The sequence below is a fragment of the Arthrobacter sp. MOO21 genome (genome assembly GCF_057369995.2).
On the sequence record NZ_CM170671.2, the window covers coordinates 525439 to 545774 of the forward strand.

19 protein-coding genes and 2 pseudogenes are annotated in these 20336 nt (G+C 60.9%); 6 read left to right on the forward strand and 15 right to left on the reverse strand.

All coding sequences use genetic code 11. The features are described from left to right. Window positions 1-500: 500 nt before the first annotated feature. Window positions 501-1013, forward strand: a complete 513-nt coding sequence (locus AC2JAJ_RS02335) for an HNH endonuclease (protein WP_501053335.1) — start codon at window positions 501-503, stop codon at window positions 1011-1013. Window positions 1014-1068: 55 nt separating this feature from the next. On the opposite strand, the gene AC2JAJ_RS02340 is transcribed toward AC2JAJ_RS02335, so the two are convergent. From AC2JAJ_RS02340 to AC2JAJ_RS02355, 4 genes and pseudogenes are all read right to left on the reverse strand, one after another. Then, window positions 1069-1569 (reverse strand): SRPBCC family protein, encoded by a 501-nt coding sequence (locus AC2JAJ_RS02340; RefSeq protein WP_486414423.1) that lies wholly within the window; start codon window positions 1567-1569, stop codon window positions 1069-1071. A gap of 36 nt (window positions 1570-1605) precedes the next feature. Then, window positions 1606-2343, reverse strand: a complete 738-nt coding sequence (locus AC2JAJ_RS02345; protein WP_486414422.1) for a mycothiol-dependent nitroreductase Rv2466c family protein — start codon at window positions 2341-2343, stop codon at window positions 1606-1608. A 65-nt stretch (window positions 2344-2408) separates the two neighbouring features. Next, window positions 2409-2642, reverse strand: coding sequence for an IclR family transcriptional regulator domain-containing protein (locus AC2JAJ_RS02350; protein WP_486414421.1), 234 nt, complete (start codon window positions 2640-2642; stop codon window positions 2409-2411). 40 nt (window positions 2643-2682) lie between these two features. Continuing rightward, a pseudogene (locus tag AC2JAJ_RS02355) lies at window positions 2683-2790 on the reverse strand (IclR family transcriptional regulator); the annotation flags it as partial. Between the two features lie 6 nt (window positions 2791-2796). Between AC2JAJ_RS02355 and AC2JAJ_RS02360 the strand changes: the two are divergent. After that, the gene (locus AC2JAJ_RS02360) at window positions 2797-3039 is read left to right on the forward strand and encodes a hypothetical protein (RefSeq protein ID WP_486414420.1); all 243 of its coding nucleotides are present in this window, start codon (window positions 2797-2799) and stop codon (window positions 3037-3039) included. 359 nt (window positions 3040-3398) lie between these two features. Then, the gene (locus AC2JAJ_RS02365) at window positions 3399-3704 is read left to right on the forward strand and encodes a hypothetical protein (RefSeq protein ID WP_142031125.1); all 306 of its coding nucleotides are present in this window, start codon (window positions 3399-3401) and stop codon (window positions 3702-3704) included. 351 nt (window positions 3705-4055) lie between these two features. Here the strand turns inward: AC2JAJ_RS02365 and AC2JAJ_RS02370 are convergent, their stop codons facing one another. From AC2JAJ_RS02370 to AC2JAJ_RS02380, 3 genes are all read right to left on the reverse strand, one after another. Further along, a complete protein-coding gene (locus tag AC2JAJ_RS02370) occupies window positions 4056-4394 on the reverse strand; it encodes a DUF8189 domain-containing protein (RefSeq protein WP_486414419.1) in 339 nt (112 codons plus the stop codon). 96 nt (window positions 4395-4490) lie between these two features. Continuing rightward, window positions 4491-5492, reverse strand: a complete 1002-nt coding sequence (locus tag AC2JAJ_RS02375) for a nucleoside hydrolase (protein WP_486414418.1) — start codon at window positions 5490-5492, stop codon at window positions 4491-4493. A 29-nt stretch (window positions 5493-5521) separates the two neighbouring features. After that, complete coding sequence (locus AC2JAJ_RS02380; RefSeq protein ID WP_486414417.1) at window positions 5522-6967, reverse strand: MFS transporter; 1446 nt, start codon at window positions 6965-6967, stop codon at window positions 5522-5524. 148 nt (window positions 6968-7115) lie between these two features. On the opposite strand from AC2JAJ_RS02380, the gene AC2JAJ_RS02385 reads away from it, so the two are divergent. The 3 genes and pseudogenes from AC2JAJ_RS02385 to AC2JAJ_RS02395 all read left to right on the forward strand — a co-directional run bounded on the left by AC2JAJ_RS02385 (window position 7116) and on the right by AC2JAJ_RS02395 (window position 10219). Beyond that, complete coding sequence (locus tag AC2JAJ_RS02385) at window positions 7116-7985, forward strand: ribokinase (protein ID WP_486414416.1); 870 nt, start codon at window positions 7116-7118, stop codon at window positions 7983-7985. Beyond that, window positions 7982-8501, forward strand: a pseudogene (locus tag AC2JAJ_RS02390) (GNAT family N-acetyltransferase). Before AC2JAJ_RS02385 ends, AC2JAJ_RS02390 begins: the two are co-directional and overlap by 4 nt. Window positions 8502-9283: 782 nt before the next feature. Beyond that, on the forward strand, window positions 9284-10219 hold the full coding sequence (locus AC2JAJ_RS02395; protein ID WP_486414415.1) for a NaeI family type II restriction endonuclease: 936 nt from the start codon (window positions 9284-9286) through the stop codon (window positions 10217-10219). 337 nt (window positions 10220-10556) lie between these two features. Here AC2JAJ_RS02395 and AC2JAJ_RS02400 read toward each other — a convergent pair whose 3' ends face one another. From AC2JAJ_RS02400 to AC2JAJ_RS02435, 8 genes are all read right to left on the reverse strand, one after another. Next, complete coding sequence (locus AC2JAJ_RS02400; protein WP_501053336.1) at window positions 10557-11252, reverse strand: KpnI family restriction enzyme N-terminal domain-containing protein; 696 nt, start codon at window positions 11250-11252, stop codon at window positions 10557-10559. Window positions 11253-11347: 95 nt separating this feature from the next. Then, entirely contained in the window at window positions 11348-12082 is a 735-nt protein-coding gene (locus AC2JAJ_RS02405; protein WP_486414414.1) for a protein NO VEIN domain-containing protein, read from the reverse strand. A 103-nt stretch (window positions 12083-12185) separates the two neighbouring features. Next, window positions 12186-14018 carry an SNF2-related protein gene (locus AC2JAJ_RS02410; protein WP_501053337.1) on the reverse strand — a complete coding sequence of 611 codons (1833 nt, stop codon included), beginning with the start codon at window positions 14016-14018 and terminating at the stop codon, window positions 12186-12188. Beyond that, window positions 14015-15421 carry a hypothetical protein gene (locus tag AC2JAJ_RS02415; RefSeq protein ID WP_486414412.1) on the reverse strand — a complete coding sequence of 469 codons (1407 nt, stop codon included), beginning with the start codon at window positions 15419-15421 and terminating at the stop codon, window positions 14015-14017. Before AC2JAJ_RS02415 ends, AC2JAJ_RS02410 begins: the two co-directional genes overlap by 4 nt. Before the next feature lie 146 nt (window positions 15422-15567). Next, entirely contained in the window at window positions 15568-16875 is a 1308-nt protein-coding gene (locus AC2JAJ_RS02420) for a DNA cytosine methyltransferase (RefSeq protein ID WP_486414411.1), read from the reverse strand. Window positions 16876-17105: 230 nt separating this feature from the next. Next, window positions 17106-17420: a hypothetical protein gene (locus AC2JAJ_RS02425; RefSeq protein WP_501053338.1), complete on the reverse strand. Its 315-nt coding sequence runs from the start codon at window positions 17418-17420 to the stop codon at window positions 17106-17108. Continuing rightward, a complete protein-coding gene (locus AC2JAJ_RS02430) occupies window positions 17308-18291 on the reverse strand; it encodes a PP_RS20740 family protein (RefSeq protein WP_486414410.1) in 984 nt (327 codons plus the stop codon). Before AC2JAJ_RS02430 ends, AC2JAJ_RS02425 begins: the two co-directional genes overlap by 113 nt. Continuing rightward, on the reverse strand, window positions 18281-20149 hold the full coding sequence (locus AC2JAJ_RS02435) for an ATP-binding protein (protein ID WP_486414409.1): 1869 nt from the start codon (window positions 20147-20149) through the stop codon (window positions 18281-18283). Before AC2JAJ_RS02435 ends, AC2JAJ_RS02430 begins: the two co-directional genes overlap by 11 nt. Window positions 20150-20336 lie beyond the last annotated feature (187 nt).

A 20336-nucleotide genomic window follows, 5' to 3' on the forward strand; every position in this document is an offset into this window, starting at 1 on the left:
CGGCTCGCCGTAGAACGTGCGCGCCTCCCCACCACCAGGCGGGGGATCTTCAACTGAATAATGGTTCTGGCGCAGGGGGCCAGGGTGGTGTAGAAGGAGGAATCCCGGTAGCTCTTCTGCCGTCCGGCTTATGCCGCCTTCGGCCAGGCTCTTCTGGGCGGCCTGGTAGGCGCCTTTGAATCCAGTGAGGCCGGCGCCGTCCAGTCTCGGCGCGGTGGATTGAGGCTGCTCCTAGGTCATGGCGTCAATGTTCCATGCTGCTCCAGCAGGAATCGACACCACGGGTGCGCTTCCGGCGAATCATCGGTTGCGGAAACTAGGCAGAAACTGAGCCAAATCTGGGGCAGCAACCGGCGGCCGGCTTATACGATTCCCTGGACATCCCTGGACATCCCGGGCTCGAGGGCGCTTGGGCGAACTGGAATTGGGGGGAATCCATGCCGGAACTCGGCCGCATTTACTGGACACGGCAGGGCCTTCGCTTGGCCTACACGGCGGTGATGGTTTGGGTCGCTGTGGCGGTGGTGTCTGCGCTCAGCTCGAAGCCAGCACCCGCTGTCGGAGCGGGGCCGTCCTCCGCGGCCGGGGTGTTGCGCGGCCTGTTCGAGGGCGTCGTCGCCGCGGTGGCAGCCCCCGGCGTGGCCCTCGTGGTGCTTGGCATTGCCGCGGCCATCGTCACCAGCCGCGATGTCCGACGCCGGGATCCGGTGCGGCGTTTCACCCGCCAGCAGCGCCGCGAAGGGATGGCCCGCGCCGGCGGCCTGTGTGAGTTGGAAGCCGGGTTCGGGCGGCGCTGCGGCAGACCGGCCGAGCACGGCGACCACTTTTATCCGTGGTCCAAGGGCGGTTCCACCAGCCTGCAGAACTTTGTCGCGGCCTGTGCCAGATGTAACCGCGCCAAGCGTGCGAACATCCCGTCACCAGGCCAGCAGCGGCGGATGGAACGACGACGGCGGGAGTACCTGCCGCCGTCGTCCCCGGTCAGCGTGGGCGAGCGCCAGCCGCTCCCCTAGACGGAGGTCCCCGCACAGCCCGGCCCGGCGTCGGGGCGCCCGGTCTGGTCCGGTCCTAGGACCGGACCTCCTGATCTGCGGAGATGGACTCGGCGATCTTCTTGATCGCGGCGAGCGTCACCGGGATGCCGTGGAGCGCCTGCTGGGTGCGGTCAGCGATCTGCTCCGGGGCCTGGTGACCGAACTTCTCCTCGAACATGGCGATCCCGTCCGGAAGGAATTCCCACGACTCGGTCAGGGTCGTCCCCGCATCAGCCGGGGTCATGGTGAAGCTCCAGCGGACGAACTTGCCACCAACCACCCAGGCGAACTCGCGGCCGCGCTCGGCGGCCACTACCTGCGACCGCGTCTGCCAGGTCCGGTGGGGCAGCTCGTTGCGCCCCGTGAACCAGGCACCGACTTGGCCGGCGCTGTCCTCGTCGTCCCACCAGCAGGATGTACACACCGGGCTCCACTCGCCGGTTCGGGTGATGTCGGAGACCAAGTCGTAGACCGTCCCGGCCGATGCCTGGACCGTAACGGACTCCTGGTGTGTGCGGGTGCTGCTCTGGTTCATGGGTCCATCCTTACTGAGAGTCACTCTTACTGCGGGTCACTTCTTCTGCCGCCGGCTGCCGCCGTGCCAGTCCTCCTGCCGGCCTACCGCACCGGCGGTGACTCCGAAGGCGGGCAGCTGAGGCTGCTCACGCAGGCTTCGCTTAAGCTCGGCGAACCCAGGGAAGCGTGCCAGCCCCACCACGTGGTCCCACAGCTCGGCGGCCGACTCCTCGTCCGGAAGCCGGCTGATCACCGGCCCAAAGAAGGCCACCCCGGTGGGCGGCTCAAAATGGATGATGGGCGTGCCCACATCCTTGCCCGTCAGTCCCAGCGCCTCATCCGTCTCCTGCCGAATCTCCCGGTCCCAGGACTCGTCGTCCAGCGCCTCCGCCAGCTGCAGGGGCAGGCCGGCCTCGGCGAGGATCGGCTCCACGAACTCCCGCGTCCCGCGCCGCTCACGCACCGCGAGCTCAGTGGGCAGGTTGTCCGTGTCCGGGGCAGCTTCGAAGATGTGTGCACCGAATGCCTCATACAAGCGCGCAACCGACTCCCGGCCGTGCTCTGCTCGGGCCTTGGCCGCCACGCGCAGGAGGCGGAGGCCGGCCGTGTGTCCGGCCTCGTACTCAGGCGGGAAATGGGCGTCATAGTCCACGCTGGCGTTGATCAGCCGCAGCGAGATGAACCGCCAGTCCACGCTGTATCCGCGCTGCGCCTGCACCATGCGCACCCACTTGCTGGTCATCCAGGCAAAAGGGCAGACCGGGTCGAAATAGAAGTTGATGTCGGCATCCACCCGTCCACCTTTACACCGGTTGCGGATGCACGCCTAATCGATTCCGGACGCCGACTCCTGCGCGTTTACCCGGCGGCCTGGCTGCTCTCGTACCCCAAGGCACGGCTGGCCTCCAGCCCCGCACGGCCTACCACCGGCCCCAGCCGCTCAACATCGGCGGGCCCGATCCGCTGGGTAGGGAACCCCAGGCCAATGGCGCATGCAAGCCGTCCCGCGTGGTCGAACACCGGCGCACTGATGGAGCCCACGTCCTGGTTGCGCTCCCCGAAGGCTGCGAAATAACCCCTGCTCGCGGGCAACGGCAGCCTGCTCCCGCAGCGTCTCCAGGGACACCGGCGTATCGGGCGTAAAGCCCTCGAGCCCCTGCTCGTCCAAGGCATCCCAAGCGCCCGGGTCGAAGGCCAGGAACACCTTGCCGGGAGCGTCGGCGTGCAGCGGCATGACCATACCCACATGAACGGCCGCATCACCACATGCCGCGTCTCAGCCACCGACGGTTGCTCGGCTGGGGCCGTGGTGGCGTTCGGGCTGGGCTGGGGGTGGAACGGGCTGACCCAGTACGTGGTCTCACGCACAGTGCATCCGTTCACCGTCCAGGCCACCGGGATCACCCAGAGCGGCACCTATATCGGCGGGACGCTGGGGCCGTTGCTGTTCGGGGTCGTGTTCTCCCAGTTTCCGCCGGCCGTTGGCTGAACCCTTGCTGCGGCGGCCGCAGCCGGGGCAGCAGCGTCGCTGGTCGCGTTCCGGTTGGAAAAGGGGCTGCGTTCCCCTTGACTGCTAAGCATGCTTAGCTTTAGGGTTGTTAATGGAAGCGCAACACAGATGTTCAACCCCGGGCCTTCCAAAGGCCTAATGCCCATCTCGACTAAAGCGACATTTGGGCGCCGATCCGGTTGAACCGCCTTCCCCCGCCGAACCGGCGGATGCCAGACGAAGCAACCACAGAGACGCCCTTCCCCTGCGCCATGCATCAGCGCGGCATTCAGCAGCCCAAGAGCTACTAATGGACTGCCGGATAGGGGTACGAGGGCCGATATCAAGGGAGCGAAACTATGTCAGTTCTTAAGAAAGCCACCGTCGCAGCCGCTGGAAGCCTGTTCCTGATGGGCGCCGTTGCCGGACCTTCACAGGCGGCAAACAACAACACATTGAATGATGGCCTCGTGAGTGTCACCGTCGGCGACATCACCGTCGAGGATGCTGTTGACGTAAATGTGGCCGCCAGTGTCGCAGCAAATCTCTGCGATGTCGCGGACATCGGCTCGATCGCGGTTCTCGGCGAAGCAGTGGATGCCACCGGCAACGCGGTAACCGTCTGCGATGCTGCGACCGGTCCAGTTCGCATTATCAACAACTAGTTGGCGCGGGCGATGAGGAACGAGCCACAGCACACATAGCTGTCTTTCCTCTTTCCGATCCCACGAAGAGCCCTGGCCACCGGCCGGGGCTCTTTCGCGAGACGCGTGAGCCGTATGGGAATCGGCGTCGGCAAGGGCGCCACCGCGCCCCTGGAGATCAGGGGCGACGGCGGCAGCACCTTGCTTGCCACGCTCAACAACCAGCCGGGCCGGCTCGCCGGGCCGGACGAGTGCCAGATCAGCCTCAGCCAGGTTGGCCCCAGCCAGGCGAAGCTGCTGGACCTGCGCCCGTCGGACCCGGTCCTGGTGCCGTCCCAGTACGTCCGGCGACGGAACAGACTGGCCCGCGTTCTAGCTGACCGACACAGGGAACCAACTGGCCCAGCCTGCCCCTTTGTCCCACCAGCAGCTGATGGCCTTTCCGTCTGCGCCGACTGCGAAGACATCCATGTGATCGCTGATGCGGGAGATGGCCGTGACCGTGCTTCCCGCCGAGGCAGTTCCTCCGGAGATCACGAACCAGGGCGCCCAGCCGGATGTATCGTGCCACCAGGTGCTGTAGATCTTGTTGTCTGTCCCCACCTTGAAGAGGTCCAGGTGGGGACAGGACCTTGCAAGGAATCCCGGATGCGAATTGGCTGTGGTCGACATCTTTCCCCAATTGTCGTGAGGTCCATGATCGAGCGGCACCCGTTCAGAGCGACAGTGCCTTAAGTCCCGCCGTTGGCGGAGTCCAAGTGGAAACAGTCCACAGCGAACGAAGCATCAAACGGCAACTGGTGAGGCTCAGCCCGAGGCGACCGATCCCGCCGAGGCGAGGCCCGCCGTCGTGCGTTCAAAGTGCCCCAGCAGCGTCTCCACCAGGTGCGGGGCGAAGTCCTCCTCCAATGACAGCACCACGCGGCACCGTGCGCCGGACACCGGAGGGTACCCCGCGTACAGCCCGCGCATGTCGCACACGGTCTGGCCGCGGCCAGGCCCGTCGGAGGTGTCGACGGCGGCACGCACCACAGGTGCCAAGGCAGGCGTAACCGCACCAACAGCGAGCGCCGCCGCCAGGGGATCATGCATGGCGGAGCAGGGCCGGCCGTAGATGCCCTCGTAAAACCTGAAGTAGTAGCCCAGCATCTCCCCCAGCGCCCGCGGCACCGGCGCAGCAGAAGAAAGCAACTCCTGCCGGTGAGACTCCTCCAGAACGGAAGCCATGGTCACGTCCAGCGGCGCCAGGGTCACGTCCCAGTCGGCGGCGAGCACCAGGGCCGCGGCCTCGGGGTCGTGCCAGATGTTTGCCTCGGCCACGGGCGTGATGTTGCCCGGCGCCAGCGCGGCCCCGCCCATCACGGTCACCGACTCCACCAGCGAGGGCAGCGCAGGCTCCAGCCGCAACGCCTCGGCAATGTTGGTCAGCGGCCCGATCGCCACCACCCGCAACGTGCCGGGGTAAGAGTGAGCCAGCCGCACCAGCATCTCCGCCGCGGACTCCTCCACAACAGAAGCAGCAGAAGGCTCCAATACAACCTCCCCCACACCGTTCTCCCCGTGCACCCACGGCGACCCGCCGCCAAAGGAACCAGCCAGCGGATCGTGCGCACCCACCGCCACCGGCACAGCAGCAGCACCGGCCAACGAAAGCAGGTCCAGGGTATTCCGGGCACCCACAGCGGCACTGACGTTCCCGCTGACGGTCCCAATGCCCACCACGGAGGCAAGAGGCGAGGCGAGCAGGTAGGCCAGGGCGAGGGCGTCGTCGATGCCGGTGTCGCAGTCGAGATAAACGGGGGCAGTCACAATAGGTTCCTTCGCAACAGATGGAGGGGTTAGACCGTCTCGCCCTTGGGGGCGGCGACGAAGAGGCTGACGATGAACGCGGCGGCGGTGATGCCCACCGAGATCCAGAGGGCGGTGGCGTACCCGGCGGCGGTGGCCTGCGCGGCGAACGGCGCCACGAGCACGACGCCGAGGCTCGCCCCGATCCCGAACGACGCACCGTTGATGCCGGGCAAGGCAGCCGGGGCCTCCTTGGGCGAAAGCAGCACCGAGAGCCCGTTGATGGCGGTCAGGAAGAAGCCGTTGTAGAAAATCCCCAGGCAGGCAATCGCAACAAACACCGCCACAGGGCTGGACGAAAACACGGCGGCCACCACGGCACACACCAGGCTCAAGGAAGTCCCCAGCCGCAACGTACGCACCCACCCGCGCCGGTCCGCCAGCCACCCCGCCAAGGGCGCGGCGAAGACGCCAATCAGCGCGGCAGGGGTGAGGAACAGCAAAGCCGAGATGGAGGCGGAAAGCCCGAAGCCGCCGTCGGAATCCTGGCTCAGCAACACCACGGTGAAGTTGATGACCGCGAAGATGCCGGCGAGGGTGAGGACGGTGGTGGCGATGACGGGCCATACCTGGCGGGAGCGCAGGTGGTGCACGGCGATGAGCGGGTGGCTGCGGCGCTTCTCGATGAACCAGAATCCCGCAAATGACAAAACCGTGCCGGCCAGCAGGGCCAGGGCGGTGGGCGAGGTCCAGCCGGCGGCCGAACCGTCGGACACGAAGTACGTCAGGAACACCAGGAACAGCGAGAGGGAGCCGGCGCCCCACCAGTCCATGGCGCCGCGCACCCCAACAGGGCGCCCGGCGGGCACCAGGCGGAAGATGCAGACAGCGGCGATGGCGGTGAGGACGAGCACGACGACGAAGATGGACCGGAAGCCGAGGGTCTCGGCCATGAGCCCGCCCGCGTAGCCGTCCACGCCGCCCACTCCCCCGTTGATGGCGGCGATGATGCCCACGGAGGTGCCGAAGACCTTGGCCTGCAGGTTCTCGCTGAGGACGATGTAGGCGAGCGCGAACACGGCGCTGGAGACGCCCTGCAGGAACCGGCCGGTGACGAGCAGCGGCAGGGTGGGTGCGGCGATGCAGAGGATGGTGCCGGCGCCCATGATGCCCAGGACCAGCAGCAGCGCGGCGCGGCGGCCGATGAAGTCGCTCCACCGCCCGATCACGGGCCCGGCGATGGCGCCGGCCAGGAAGAACATGGACTGGACGGGGGCGGCGCTGTCCGCGCTTTCGCCGAAGCTCGCGGCGATCTGCGGCAGCGCGGGGGTGACCATGCTGGCGTTCAGCTGGAAGGACAGCACGCCCAGCAGCAGGGTGGAGATCAGCAGGGCGGCCCGGCGGCCGGAGAGCCTGGCCGCGTCGTCGTCGGGAATGACGACGGCGGCGCCTCCTTCGGCGGGCGGCGCGGCTGCGGCGGGGGTCGGGGTGTTCACATCAAACTCCTTTGTTCGAGCAGAAGGGATCGTCTTTCGTGGCGATTCGAGTTGTTATACAACCACGTATGACTTACAAGTACAACTGTGCGCTACACTTTTTCGAAACCCCGGCCGCTTCCGGCCCTCCTCCTGAGAGAGTTTTGCCATGAACACAACACGTACTGCCGTCACCGTGGTCGGCAGCATCAACCTGGACCTGATCGCCACCGCCGAGCGACTTCCGACGGCGGGCGAAACCATCGGCGGCGCCGTCCTGTCCGAGCAGCCCGGCGGCAAGGGCGCAAACCAGGCCGCGGCCGCGGCACGGCTGGGCGGCAGTGCCCGGTTGGTCGGGGCCGTCGGCAAGGACGCGTCCGGGCAGCGGATGCTCGATGCCCTGGTTGCCGCCGGCGTTGATACGTCCGATGTGGCCGTCCTCCCCCAGCCGACCGGCACGGCACTGATCGTGGTGGACCGCGAGGGCGAGAACCAGATCGTCGTGTGTCCGGGCACCAACTCGCACCTGTCGCTGGACGGGGTGGCGTTCGGCACGGAGGAGACGGTGCTGTGCCAGCTGGAGGTGGGCCTGGATGTGGTGCTAGAGGCCTCGCGGAAGGCGAAGGGGTTCTTTGTGCTGAACGCGGCGCCTGCCATGGACCTGCCGGCGGAGCTCCTGGAGCGGTGCGACCTGGTGATCGTCAACGAGAGCGAGTATGCCCTGATTCCGGCCCTGGCGGAGGCGAAGCTGGTGGCGGTGACGTACGGCAAGGACGGCTCGGCGCTGTTCGAGCACGGCCGGCAGGTGGCCGAGGCCCCTTCAGCTGCCGTGACGGTGGCGAACACCGTGGGCGCGGGCGACGCGTTCTGCGCCGCCCTGGTCCTGGCGCTCCGGAGCGGGCTGGACTACACCCGGGCTCTGGCTGTGGCGAATGCCGTCGGTGCCGACGCCGTGGGCGACCCGTCGTCGCAGCCGGATTTGGCACAGCTGGGCCACTACGTGGAGCGGGCAACCGCTGCTTCGGGCGCTTCCTCGTGAGTGTGACTCTGCCGTTGACTGTCACCTTCCGGCGGGCAGTGCCGGCGGACTTTTCCGAGGTCCGGCGCATCACCCGCGACGCCTACCTCGGTGCCGGACACTTCGCCGCCGACCACCCCTACATGGGTGTGCTGGAGGACGTGGAGCACCGGGCCGAGCATGCCCAGGTGTGGGTGGCGGAGGCCGCAGGGAAGGTGATGGCGGCGGTGACGCTGACCTTCGCCGGCCAGCCGTACAGTGAGATCGCACAGGACGGCGAGTTGGAGTTCCGGATGCTGGCCGTGGACCCCGCACACGAGGGCTGCGGCTTAGGCCGGGCCGTGGTGCGCGAGATCGTGGACCACGCCCGGCACGTGCCCGGCATCGAGGCCATCAGCATCACCAGCGCAACGTTCATGGAGCGTGCCCACGGGCTGTACGAGTCGTTGGGGTTCCGCCGGCGCACCGGAGCGGGACTGGTACGTGCCGGGCGAGGACGTACTGCTGTGGGTGTTCCGGCTGGAGCTCGATGGCTGAGTCCGTTGAACCCCTATTCGAACTAGCAGGGTTTACGACTGCTGCTTGAAACAGACCGGGAATGTTGCGCAAACGCGCGACGCGAGGAAATCTACACCTTGCCGTGAACCATTGGCCTTGCGTCCCAGGAGAACGCAACCCCTATGCCATCATCGGCGTCGTTACGTCGGGGACCGCGAGCTCGAGGGCAAAGATACTTTATCCCCCCGGTCAGTGAGCCACGAATGTCGTAGGCGACTCCAATCTCGCCCGGACTCCATCCCGCACGCACTTCCGGATCGGGATGGCGCACAATCGTTTGCGGTTGGGGCCGCGGAGTCCGGTGTTGCACCTTCCTGCATTTGGCTGGCCATGCGGGCGAACGACCAACATCCCAGTCGGCAAGAAACGACGCTTCTGACCTTCGCTGCCTGAGATGTCTACTCCATGTAGGCCTAGTGAAATCCTGAACGACTACTGCCCAGCATCCAGCTTGACTCCGCCTTGCGACCGGTCGTGCTCCCGCAAGACGAACTCCGTTGTTGCATTCGCGTAAAGAGGGGGCATTGACAGAGCCTCAGGAATCTCACGCGTAAACGGCTAAACGACGCCTTGCGACCCGGTGCTTTTACGGATGATCGCCACCGCGGTTAGTTGACGCCGACATTTTCGAAAGTCTCCTGGAACAGGTTAACCATCTGGCGACCGAGAGGTAATACGTCCACTTAAGGCGAGCAGCACCGGACATGACTTATTCGAACATGATGTGAAGCTGGTTGCACCTATCAGGTAACCTCACGAGAATGAGTGGAATAGTAGACTTCAATTTTGTTGCGGATCTGGACATACAACTTGTCTCGCAAACTCTCAAAGACCAAGATTCCGATGGGGTTCGATGGGGGCGCGTATTCCGCAAGACTTATGACATGATATATAACGGTCAAGAAACGGGCCGTTATCGCTGGGATCAGTTGATGAAGACCGAAAAAACCCATTTTGGGACCTTATTTGAAATAAATGCGCAGCGCGAATTCCGTTTCGAGGCCAATGATGACGACCCTACCGACTACCGAATTTCTAATATACTAGTCGACGCCAAATGGAGCCAAAGATTTGGCGGATGGATGCTTCCGCCGGAAATAACCGACCATATTGCCCTTGTTGCAACTGCAGACGATGCCTTGTCTCAATGGTCGCTTGGCTTAGTCCGAATCCTTCCAGAACATAGGACGGAAGGTGCTAACAGGGATAAAAAGAGCACCTTGAATGTCGATGGAAGAATGGCTATCGAATGGTTGTGGAAGGATGCCCCTATGCCACCAAATGTGCTCCTGCAACTTCCTCGCGATTTGGTTGACAATATTTTCGACCATTGGGCGGGAACCGAACGGACTAATAGGCTATTTAGGGCCGCGGAGGGGATGATAGTTCATCGCAATTCAGTTGCTACTGTCAGCAGGCAACTAGATGCGCAGAAGCGTGTCAGGTACAACGGAGGGGCACGCTCCGCACTTGCACCAGAGGGATACATAATTCTCAGCGGCAAGTACTATCCAGCGCTTGCTTCCGCCTTACAAGTCCCCGTACCGGGCCCGCTCGAATACGTGTCGGTGCGTGTTGTGCCAACTGACACTCATGATGGAGTGCTCATAGATGGACGTAGGTGGAGACGCGCCCAAGAGGGGGATGTAGTCGCAGAAAGTGCGCCAATTTTGCCTGACCGGGGTCTGAAAGAGTAAGCCCGAAAGGAAGAGGCCTTAACCGCAGACACCCTGCAGGCGCTTGGGTTGCTGGTGGTAAGACTACGCGGAATTGGGGGTGCTTACCCGATTCCGCGTAGTCCTAAAAACGTATAGCTCGATACCAGAATGTTGAAAAATGCGACATCAGCGAGGCACCCTGATCAATTGGTTGGCAGCCTGCCCGGTGCCCGGGTCACACAGGCAGCGCAGGTTACCCGTGTCACCCCACGGTGCCGGCCAAATCTGTCTTGCGGGCCGAACGGGATCAAGGTCGAGGTAGTGGACCTCTGTCCCGTCGACTGCTGCGCCCGGCAAGCCATATCCGCGAGCGTCGTTACTGCTCCTGGCGAAGCTGGTCCGCAATGTGATGTCGTCGATCTTTCGGCGTCCGCAGGTAGGCAGCCCATGCCCGGTCGAGCTCAGTGCTTCCCCGCCGACCACGTCCCATCCATCGAATCAGTCGGCGGCGATCTCCGGGGTTGAGTTCCCGCGCGGCCATGAGGACCTCACGTTCATCTACGGTCGATGACTCTCGTCCTGACCGGCACCGAACGCATTCTGTGACCGGCATTTCGGTTTCACTGCCGTCAGCGGCCCGGATACGGCGCCGCGAGACGGCGAGGACAGCTGTCATGACGGCGTCGTCTGGATAAGGCTCAGCGCCCGCGATGCCACACAGGGTACACATGTACCCGTCTCTTATCAGCACTGCCTGCCGCTCCTTGCTCGACATAGCCTTCCGCGGGGAAGCCTGTCTGCGTTCGCGAGGGTCCCACACAGCTACTCCAGCCTTAACGAACCGCTGATCTTCGGCAAGCAGGGATGCGTCTTCAGCGCTGGAGTGCACGACCCATCCATAGTCCCTGAGGTCTCTAATCCGTCGATCTACCTGCGAGACGCCAGGGAAGGCCGTTCTCAGCTCATTCTTCGTAAAGGTGCCGCCCTCACCTATCACCTGCAGGAGCCACAACGCTCCACGAACCATTGTCCCCGCTGTTGAATCGGGGTCATCCCATGCCGGTTGATTCATTTGATCCTCGTAATCTTGCTGGTGGGGGCATGGACAAGTTCCCCCATGATCCTATGATCTAGCTCCAAGCTATGGAGGCCAAACTCGCCGAGCTGTCACTTCTGCAGAGGCACACTTCGCCACGCCGGAAGTCGGTTCGCTACATCCGCTCCGAGTTCTGCGAGCTTGTTTTGGATTATTTCTTCAGGCACCTCAAGCTTGCACGAAACCCAGCTTCCGGAGGTTCCCGCGTCCCGTGGAACGTTGGTTGCAATCCATTCGCGGGGCACCGAACCGGCCCCGGCAATCTCAAGTTTCGACGACAGCCGCAGCGCCACGAGCAGCCATTGTTGATCTCGCAACATCACCTCGTACTCGTGCCGCGACAGGTAAGCGACGAACCTTCCGGTCCGGGTTGTACTTTTGACTTCCAGGTGGGCGGACGCGGCGCCATGTGCAAAAGCTATGTCGTATCCAAACCCATCTGACCAGGTGGACACGTGGTCAACCCTCTCGGCTGGGCTCTCCCTGAGAATAGAGACAAGGGCTGCTTCGCCTGCAGCACCAACACGCTCCCTCATGGCGGTGTCGACCTTACCCCAGCTCGCGACGAGTTGCTCATATACTGCATTCGCATCTAGTCCCAACACTTCTCCTGCCGAAACTATGTCCGTTGGCAATTCGTCTGGTGTGCGAACGAGTTGATCCGCATCCTGCACCCAAGGGAGTGCTGCTTTCTCGAAAATTGCACCAAGCATTAGGTTCGCCATCGGAATAGGGAAGCCAACCTTGTCCAAGAGCTCAAACTCACTCAACAAATTGAGCGCTGCCGCGTATTGAGTGGGCGACACGTCGCTGTACTGCCTGTGGGTAGTCAGCAGCGCCTGTGCACGTGGGATGCCACCGCTCGCGGGGAGAAGCTCCAGCCATCGCCGTGCGGCTAAAAGTATGGGGTCAGGTGGTAGACGCACGCAAGTGGCCCATCAACGACTGAAGGTCACCCTGGTCAAGGCCTCCACCGACCGCAGGCTCTTCATCCAAATCAGCTAACTGCTGGACTGCTGGGTCGTCGAGTATGCCACCCATAAAGGTCAACTTGTGCGCAAGACGCACCGCCACCACCTCATCGATGGTTCCTTCCGAGGCGAGGACTGTGACTCGTGTCTTGACATCGGGGCCTAACCCAAGACGGTGAATCCGGTCGAGGCTCTGCAGAAAGCGACCTGCGGCGAAGTCACGGTCAACGTATACGGCGTCGTGGCACTCATGATGCAGGCTAATCCCCTCGCCGAGCGTTGCAGGATTAGACAGCAGCACCATGCAGTCAGGGTCGCTTCTGAACCGGTGGATCTGATCTTGACGGTCCGGCGTGCCCCCGTGGACCACCGCAGGGTTGAACAGCGCCAGAATTCGCTGAAGAGTGTTAATACTCCGGATGAACGTAGACCAAACAAGCGTCTTCCGACCTTGGGCCGCATTTTCACGGACGATCGCCAGCACTTCCTGATACTTTGGCGACATTTCATAGGTCGGAAGGTCCTGCATCAGCTCGTAGAGCGATGACCGCTCGGGAACGGCAAGCGGCGGCACTTGGTACGCAAGCGGCTCGTACTTCGTGGTTCCGACTGCGAGTAGAGCTGGGCTCGTCGCCGCCATAAGCATGTAAACCAAAATCCGACCAATGGCCTGAAAGTCGCCCTCATGACCCTCCGCGCGGGCTGAAAACTGGCCTACGAGAGCCTCATATATCTCGGCGTGCAAAGGAGGCAACGGGACAACCCGCAAGTTAGTCTCCACTGGGGGCAACCGCAGCTCATTTTTTGTCGTGCGCGTGAATAGCGGCTTGAGCGCGCGGCTCGCCTGGGCGAGGTCGCCGCCATTCACGGCCCGGAGGACGCTCTGGCGACCAGTTCCTGGCCAAACGAACCCAAAAAGGTTCTCGAGGTCCCTCACGCCGTTTGGGGCCGGGGTCCCTGTAAGGATGAGCCGTCGCCTGCTGCGGGGGCCGAGAGCCAGGCAGGCTGCGCCGTATGCGCCGTCCGCCCCGAGCTTCATTCGATGAGCTTCGTCGAGGATTATCATCGAGGGCTGCTCCGAGAGCCAGCGGCCGAGCATACTGACCATGCCGGGGAGGCGTTCATAGTTAACGATGAGTGACTGAGCTGTAATTGATGGGACTCCGTCAGCCACCTCCATGGTCAGCGAGGGCTGCAAGCACTCCCTGTTCTCGTAGCGCCACGCTTCGTAGCTCGACTTGGGTCCGACAATAAGCAGTCTTTCGATGTTCTCCTTGCGGCGTAGCGCCTGAAATACGGCCAACCCAACTCTCGTCTTACCGGCACCTGGGACGGAAAAATTGGCTCCGTGGTGCAATATCAACAGCTTGGCGATGTCTCGCAGCTGGAATGATGTGAGGTCTCCTGTCCATCCGGGCCCGAGAAGGCTGGGAACAGTGTCACTGTCCACCACATCTGTCTCACCGCTACCTTGGAGCCGGCCACTCAGAATTTGAGCATCCCGAAGCGAGTCCACAACGAGCGCCTGTAACTGCGCGTCCCAAGTCACATCACCATCCGCGGTGTGCGGCCACCTACTGAGAACCTCAAGGTTTGTCAGCAGGTCGTCGAGCTCAACTTCGACAACACCTGGTGACCGATGAGTGCTCGTACGGTAGCCGACTGCCAGCCTACGAAGATCGCCTTCCAACCCTGGGCGAGCGATGAACCGGGCACGAGTGACTTCCGCTGCAAGGCCGATGGCAAGGCTCGGGCTGTCAGGCACGATCACGTCAACCGCACGGCCCTAAGGAGCCAGGCAACGCCTTCCCCTGGCGCGGTGAAAGTGCGTCCGGCCTGGCGAGCCAGACTTTCGAGGCTGTCGCGGAGAACAATCAACGCGTCGTCAAAAGCTTCGTCGTCAAGGGCTCGCTTTGCTTTTGCCTCAGCAAACTCGCTTGCACATTGGGTGACATAGTCTGCTGCATCGGTGAGCCGTTCAGGCACCGCCGTTTGCCGCTTCACAAGTTCTGCATTCTGCCCAGCAAGCTTAACCGCAACGTCGAAAGTTTCACGCGCCTGCTTCATAACACCGGACGCCCAGGCTACATCGACCGGGCTTGCGCTCTTGCCATCAGTCGCCGTTGCCTTGGCCCGGAGAAGCTGGCTAGTGAGAGCTTCGGCTGCCGCAGATGTGTTGCTCCGGGCAGGAAGAGCGGCACCTGGGATGCCCGGGATTGAAACCTTCTCCGCTAGGGACAACTTCGGCTTCAGATCCACCGGCAGTCGGCTCTCGAGATATCGCGTGTGGAAGTCTGCCTCAGCGAGACGCAAAGAAGTCTTCGGGTAGTCCAGGAGAACCATGGCCAAACGCGACTGCATCAAGGCGTTCGCAGCATCAGGGTCAGTCATTGCTAGCTTTGCAAAATCACGGTGAAGCTCACGCAACTTCTCCTGGTGTTGCTCGAAATCGATTAACCGCAGAGTTGCACCATCTTCGGTCCTGCTGCGGTCAATCGCGTCGAGTATCAGCGCATAAACCCAGCGATCACGCTGAAGTGTTCCAAGCTTGATATTGAAGTCTTTGGCAACGTCAGCTTCAGAGCGTCCATGCCCCAGTTCCTCGTCAATGGCGATAAGCCGGTTGATGTAGGAGTAGTCGCGTCGGCGGTCCTTGCGTAGCTGAAGTGACAACTCCACGGCATTGATGTCTTTGCGCGAGGTGTCTTCCGGCAGAACGCCGACCCTAATGTTTTGCTCACCGAGATCGATCAGTGCAGCCGCTCGGGTGTTGCCGTCAACCAGGATCCCATGAGGGGTAACGATGCCGGGCTCTCGCTGGCCTACGTCGTCCAACTCGTTCATCAATGCGGTGTAGTCGGGGTCCCTCTGGTCCGGGTTTGACGGCCGCTGCCTAAGAAGGTCGTGAAGGTAACCCTGCGCTACTTGACCCCAGGGCTCTGTATCAATAGCCCTATCGCGTTCCGGGTCGAGGGTGCGCTGAGCACGTATTCGGTGGGTATCCGGATTGAAGTAGAGCATGTCAACCGGCACGGTGATCACGTATAGGTGCCGGGGTTCCCCGCGCCAGTCAATAGTGACCTTCGCGCCATTCTCCGTCATCGCCAATTTCAGGCGCTGGTCAATGACCGCTTTGATTTCCTCTCCCCTTGGAGGAATGCCGAAGTCGGGCATGAAGGACTCCTAAAAATTAGATCAAAATCAGTGTGCCAAAGGCCGACGGTTGAGGCTCGGAGGTCGATCTGCGACACACTATCGGCGACGCAGACATTAGCACCGCACAAACAAAATACTTCACGGGGAGCCGGATAACTCGACGGCTAGCTAACCTTCGCGCGCAAGCGGTCGATCGCAAACACTTCGTGGCGGGCGTGGTTCGCCTGGCCGCGGAACGCCCGCCACTCCCCCAGCTTGTACATCGGTACACCGCGCCGAACGCGCACCTCGACCTCAAAGTCACGGCTGATGAAGTCAATCCTCCGCTCAATCTCGCTGTCGGAGAGACTACCTCCGAGCGCCTTCCGCAACCCCGCGAACGAGACAAAGCCAGCGTGCTCTCGTAGTGCCCGGTAGACCTCATCATGGCTTCCCGCGCCGTGTCGACCGGTCGGGGTTCCGTCCTTGCGCAAGGCGGATGCAATAGCGACTCCGAGCGCACGGGCCACCGGTGGTGGAAATGCGTTGCCGATTTGCCGATAAGTTGTGGTTTTTCGTCCTTTGCGTTCGGCAAAGTCCCACTCGTACGCCTCCCCAGACCAGCCCTGAATGCGGGCAACCATTTGATTTGTCAGCTTGGGGACAAATTCCATGGGGATGTCGGGGCCAGGTGCCGCGTCTGCGATGCCAAGACCATCGACGCCCAGTGCGCGCCACTCGCGCTTTGCCCGTGTCGGGCCAAGGTCTGGCCCGCCGTGCCTCTTGGAGCCGCCAACAATGGTCGGGGCAACACGGTCAGCCCTCTTGGCCCAGACCTCAGCGCCCGGCCAACCATTCGCAGCCATCAGGTCGTACAGCGCGGAGCCCACCGTCTGCACAGACGGGGTCGGCTCAGGCCAGGCGAAGTAAGGAGCAAATTCCTCACGTAAGGCAACGAGGATGAAACGAGGCCTCAATTGCGGGACGCCGTAATCCTTCGCCTCAAGGAGGCGCCAGTCGGCCCGGTACCCCAACTCGGCAAACCGATCTAGGACGGCCTGACGATAGCCGGCGAAACGCGGCATGGAGAGCCCGCGGACGTTCTCCAGCAGCACTGCATCAGGCTGCATGCGACCAGCCGCCTCGACGGCCCAGGCGAACAAGTCTCGCTCATCCGACGAACCCAGTTGCTTACCTGCAATCGAGAACGGAGGGCAGGGCACTCCACCTGCAAGGAGCGAAACTCCTGTATGTTCGGCAGGATTCCACACTGATTTGTCAGCCACATCCCCGACCACAACCTTCGGCTTTGACAGTCCCTCGACACCTGCCAGTCGCGAAAGATTACGCTCGAGGGTTTCGGCCGCGTCACGATCAAGCTCAATCGCGAGCATGTGCCGGAACCCCGCGAGGTGCAAGCCGAGGCTCTGACCGCCTGCCCCTGCGCAGATCTCGACCACTGTCAGCTCACTCGCACGTTTCATATCATTCATGATGAGTCTATTCTTTCAGACTCACCGGCTCCCTCGGGGACGCGCGCCGCAGGCATGCATGCACCAGACTTTCTGACCGTCCTCCCACGCTGAGGTCCAGATGCTCACCCAGCTAGAGGCCTGACCAGGCTCGCTTGTGTTTGCTGAAGAGGATTTATTAAGGAGAGCTCGCTCCGCATCAAAAGCACTCAGGTTCTTGTACTAATCAGGCATGCATCAGAGCAGAAACTCTACGGACAACCCGCTGCAGCCCAAGTAATGTAGTCATCAAAGGAATATCGAACCTTTGCAAGCAGAGCAGCCGAGCTAGCCGTATATTTTTCCAGTTTCGCAGGATCCTGCTCCAACATCATGTCAACGTCACGTCTTTGCTTGGTCGGATAGACCAACGCGCGTAAAGACTTGCACTCGGAACGGGGTACAACGTACCTGTCAGAAGCAAGTCTGTGCGGGTCTTGCGAGGCCCCAATTATCGGCTTCAACTTTAAAGACAACGGAAGCCATATCGGTATGCTCTGAACTTGGGTGAACTTTATAACATACAACGCTCTCCAGGGTAAGCTCCATACGGTTGAGGGCCGCCAGTTTCAACATCCATGTGAACAAACAGATCAGGAATATGTCCTCAAACTTGTCGGACTCACCGGCTGCACCTAAAAGAGTCTCATTGTCTGAGACTTGCATAAACCGACTCATATCTCTTGCGTATGTTTCGCACTCAACAAGTGAGTCCGAGGCCGCCTGGAACAGCTTTTGGATTGACGCTTCGTCGGCGGATTCACGATTCGTACGAGTAGTCAGAAATAGTAGCGACGGCAGCAAGCTCCGGCTTTGTACTTCGAGTAGCACCCGGAGCAAGTCGAACATCGTCGGCATGTGCGTCTGAGTTTCGCCCCTCCGGGCAAATCCATCGCACAAATCAAGGTTGATTGCATGATAAGCGCCGCCCAGCTCCAGAAGCCGTTGATAAGCGAGACTATTTGGTTCCGCGGCTCGACGTATGTCGTCACCGATAACATTTGATCTCGGATCAACGTGCTTGAGGCGCCGCACGTCATAGAGGGTGATATTGAGGTCCGTCTGTTGAGGACTGTCAGCATTTGCTGACGTGTCAAAGCCCAAAAAGCGTAGGGCGACATTATGCGGTTCGCAGAACTCATCGTGTATCAGATGGATATCGAGAAGGTCAGCGCCTGGTAGCGTGAGATATCGGAACGGAAATTCCTCCAGGTTCCAGTCGCTTCTTGCAGCCTTGATGTGATGACACCACTGCTCCAGACGAATGTACTGCTTTCGAGGTCGGTGCCAAGGCTTGAACGCCCTTGTCGGAGGCGTTGCTGCGGCGTATTCCTGCGACGGAAATATATCGTCCAGGAGTGCATTATCTTCATCATTCCCAAACGGCTCAGACATCATTGCCGTTCATTATTTTGTACATCGCGGTAACAAGACGCTGACGTCGATTAGGATCGATATTGTCTAAAACGTCGAAGGCAGCCAGAACTTGCAGAAGGGCCCTAATCCGGTCCTCACCACTATCTTGTGACCGAGTCGTCCTCCTTGCACCGCTGAGCGGGGCCTCAAATTTGTAAAAGGACGCAGCTGACTCTGCTACCGAACTGGGGAGAGTTGGTCCGAAAAATATGCCAGGCACAGCGGCTCCCTCGTCGCCGTTTTCCAAGGCCCATATTTCCTCTACTATCGCTGAAAGTCTGTCTCTTTGACGTTCAGCCCTGTCTACCTGAGAAGCCGCACGGATCCTACGGGCCTCGGCTTTCTGGGCATTAGCGAGTTGTCGGAGCGCGTTGTGCAGCCAGCGCGTTAGGTAGACAACGTGTGGATGAGAATTATTGAACGATTCTCGGTCAATGTTTAGCGCCGCCTCTAGGCCCTTTGATACAAAAATCTCGCAGGTAATTTGCTTTAAGCGCGTCTGCTCTGCGATCTGATACCGCATGAAGGTCTGGTCGAAAAGAGTTCCACTTGCCCCATGAATACGGATCAAGGAGCCTCGGTGCTCGGTTGGCGCGACTTTAGGGGTCCAAAATAGATATGCGTGAAATGCTAGTTCACCGCCACTGAAATCGGTGGATACATTTTCAAATGTCTGTCGGTTCGAACCGATGAACACCATCGGTTCCCGTATGGCGTGATCTGTTGCTGGCAGGTTCCGATACCGAATTGGGCGCCGTAAGCGCAGTCCATCAACATCTACCTCAAAGGGAAGATGACTTGAGCTTTCTGCACCAATTTCAAAAGCCTCCTTGACCGTCGTCTGCTGCTCAGGCTCATGCAATTTTAGAGCAGCACCTCGCGGCGAGTTGGATAGCTTATAAAACTGCGCCCACGACCCTACTTCTTCATCGAAAATACTTCGGTCAACATATTGGATTGGCAGGGCTAACGCCAGCTGCCAAATCATCTGAAGATAATAGTCGAGCACTCGCTCGAGCTGGGGATTAGGGTTACCTTGCCCAACCTCATTCCAAACCGCATCGACAAGCTTCTTGAAGGCAACCCCCGGGTCATCATCGCCATCCCAGGGAAGGTTGGAATCTGCACCATGGTCAACACGCAGGTTACTGTCGGAGGGATCAGTCCGGCCAATGTGATAAACGGGCGGAGTAGCACTGGATGCAGGTTCATCCGTCACAGTCGGAGCGTCAATCAAATCCCACATGCTAGCGCTTTTTAGTACTTTACGCACTGTCGGTCGTATTCCCGTAAGGGTTATCGCTGTTCCATGAGACTCGGGAAATGACGATGGCTCACGCCATATCTTAACCCTTCCAGCTTCATAAACATCGCCTACGTGTTTTTCGCCCGGCTCATTTTCCGTGTATTGTTTCATAACAATAGTGGCTATGGTACTGAAATTATCACCTTTTACCTTGGTAACGATCTGAAAAGATTGAGTTAGCTGTGAGACGGAAAAGAGGCCTATGCCTATTTTTCCGATTAATTTACGCCCGGAAGGGCTTCGGTAAGGGTCATCTGGATTTGTAATTCCGAGCGCTCTTCCATCGCTCGTTCGCTTTGCGCTACCACCGATATGGTGCAATAAGCGAGTAAGAACTTCCGGACTCATTCCGTGCCCGTCGTCTTCTACAACCATGCGTCCAAACCGTGGGGCGTCGGTCAGAACTGTAACGCGGGTCGCATCGGCATCATAAGCATTTGAGATGAGTTCCCGGATCGCAGAGCCCGGCTGGCGGTAGATACCATCGGTGACCCGAGCTATCACGCGCTCATCAGTAGTGAGTAGAGCGTCCACTACATCGTTTCGGCTAGTACTGGCACGCACTCGCTCCAGTACTTGTTGTTCATCCTCCGGGCTTTGACTCAATGGAAGTACCCCTCTAGTTCAAACGCCCCAGGCGCCACCCATTCCTACCATCCATTAGTGTAAGCATCTACCTAGGTGTATTGACCACGGAGGTTAGGAACATGCGGCGTGGTTA

Excerpts from the sequence above, each read along its gene's own strand:
- AC2JAJ_RS02335 (WP_501053335.1), top strand. The coding sequence starts at position 501 with ATGGTTTGGGTCGCTGTGGCGGTGGTGTCTGCGCTCAGCTCGAAGCCA.
- AC2JAJ_RS02340 (WP_486414423.1), bottom strand. The coding sequence starts at position 1,569 with ATGAACCAGAGCAGCACCCGCACACACCAGGAGTCCGTTACGGTCCAG.
- AC2JAJ_RS02360 (WP_486414420.1), top strand. The coding sequence starts at position 2,797 with ATGAACGGCCGCATCACCACATGCCGCGTCTCAGCCACCGACGGTTGC.
- AC2JAJ_RS02365 (WP_142031125.1), top strand. The coding sequence starts at position 3,399 with ATGTCAGTTCTTAAGAAAGCCACCGTCGCAGCCGCTGGAAGCCTGTTC.
- AC2JAJ_RS02385 (WP_486414416.1), top strand. The coding sequence starts at position 7,116 with ATGAACACAACACGTACTGCCGTCACCGTGGTCGGCAGCATCAACCTG.
- AC2JAJ_RS02395 (WP_486414415.1), top strand. The coding sequence starts at position 9,284 with ATGAGTGGAATAGTAGACTTCAATTTTGTTGCGGATCTGGACATACAA.
- AC2JAJ_RS02400 (WP_501053336.1), bottom strand. The coding sequence starts at position 11,252 with ATGAATCAACCGGCATGGGATGACCCCGATTCAACAGCGGGGACAATG.
- AC2JAJ_RS02415 (WP_486414412.1), bottom strand. The coding sequence starts at position 15,421 with ATGCCCGACTTCGGCATTCCTCCAAGGGGAGAGGAAATCAAAGCGGTC.
- AC2JAJ_RS02420 (WP_486414411.1), bottom strand. The coding sequence starts at position 16,875 with ATGAATGATATGAAACGTGCGAGTGAGCTGACAGTGGTCGAGATCTGC.
- AC2JAJ_RS02430 (WP_486414410.1), bottom strand. The coding sequence starts at position 18,291 with ATGATGTCTGAGCCGTTTGGGAATGATGAAGATAATGCACTCCTGGAC.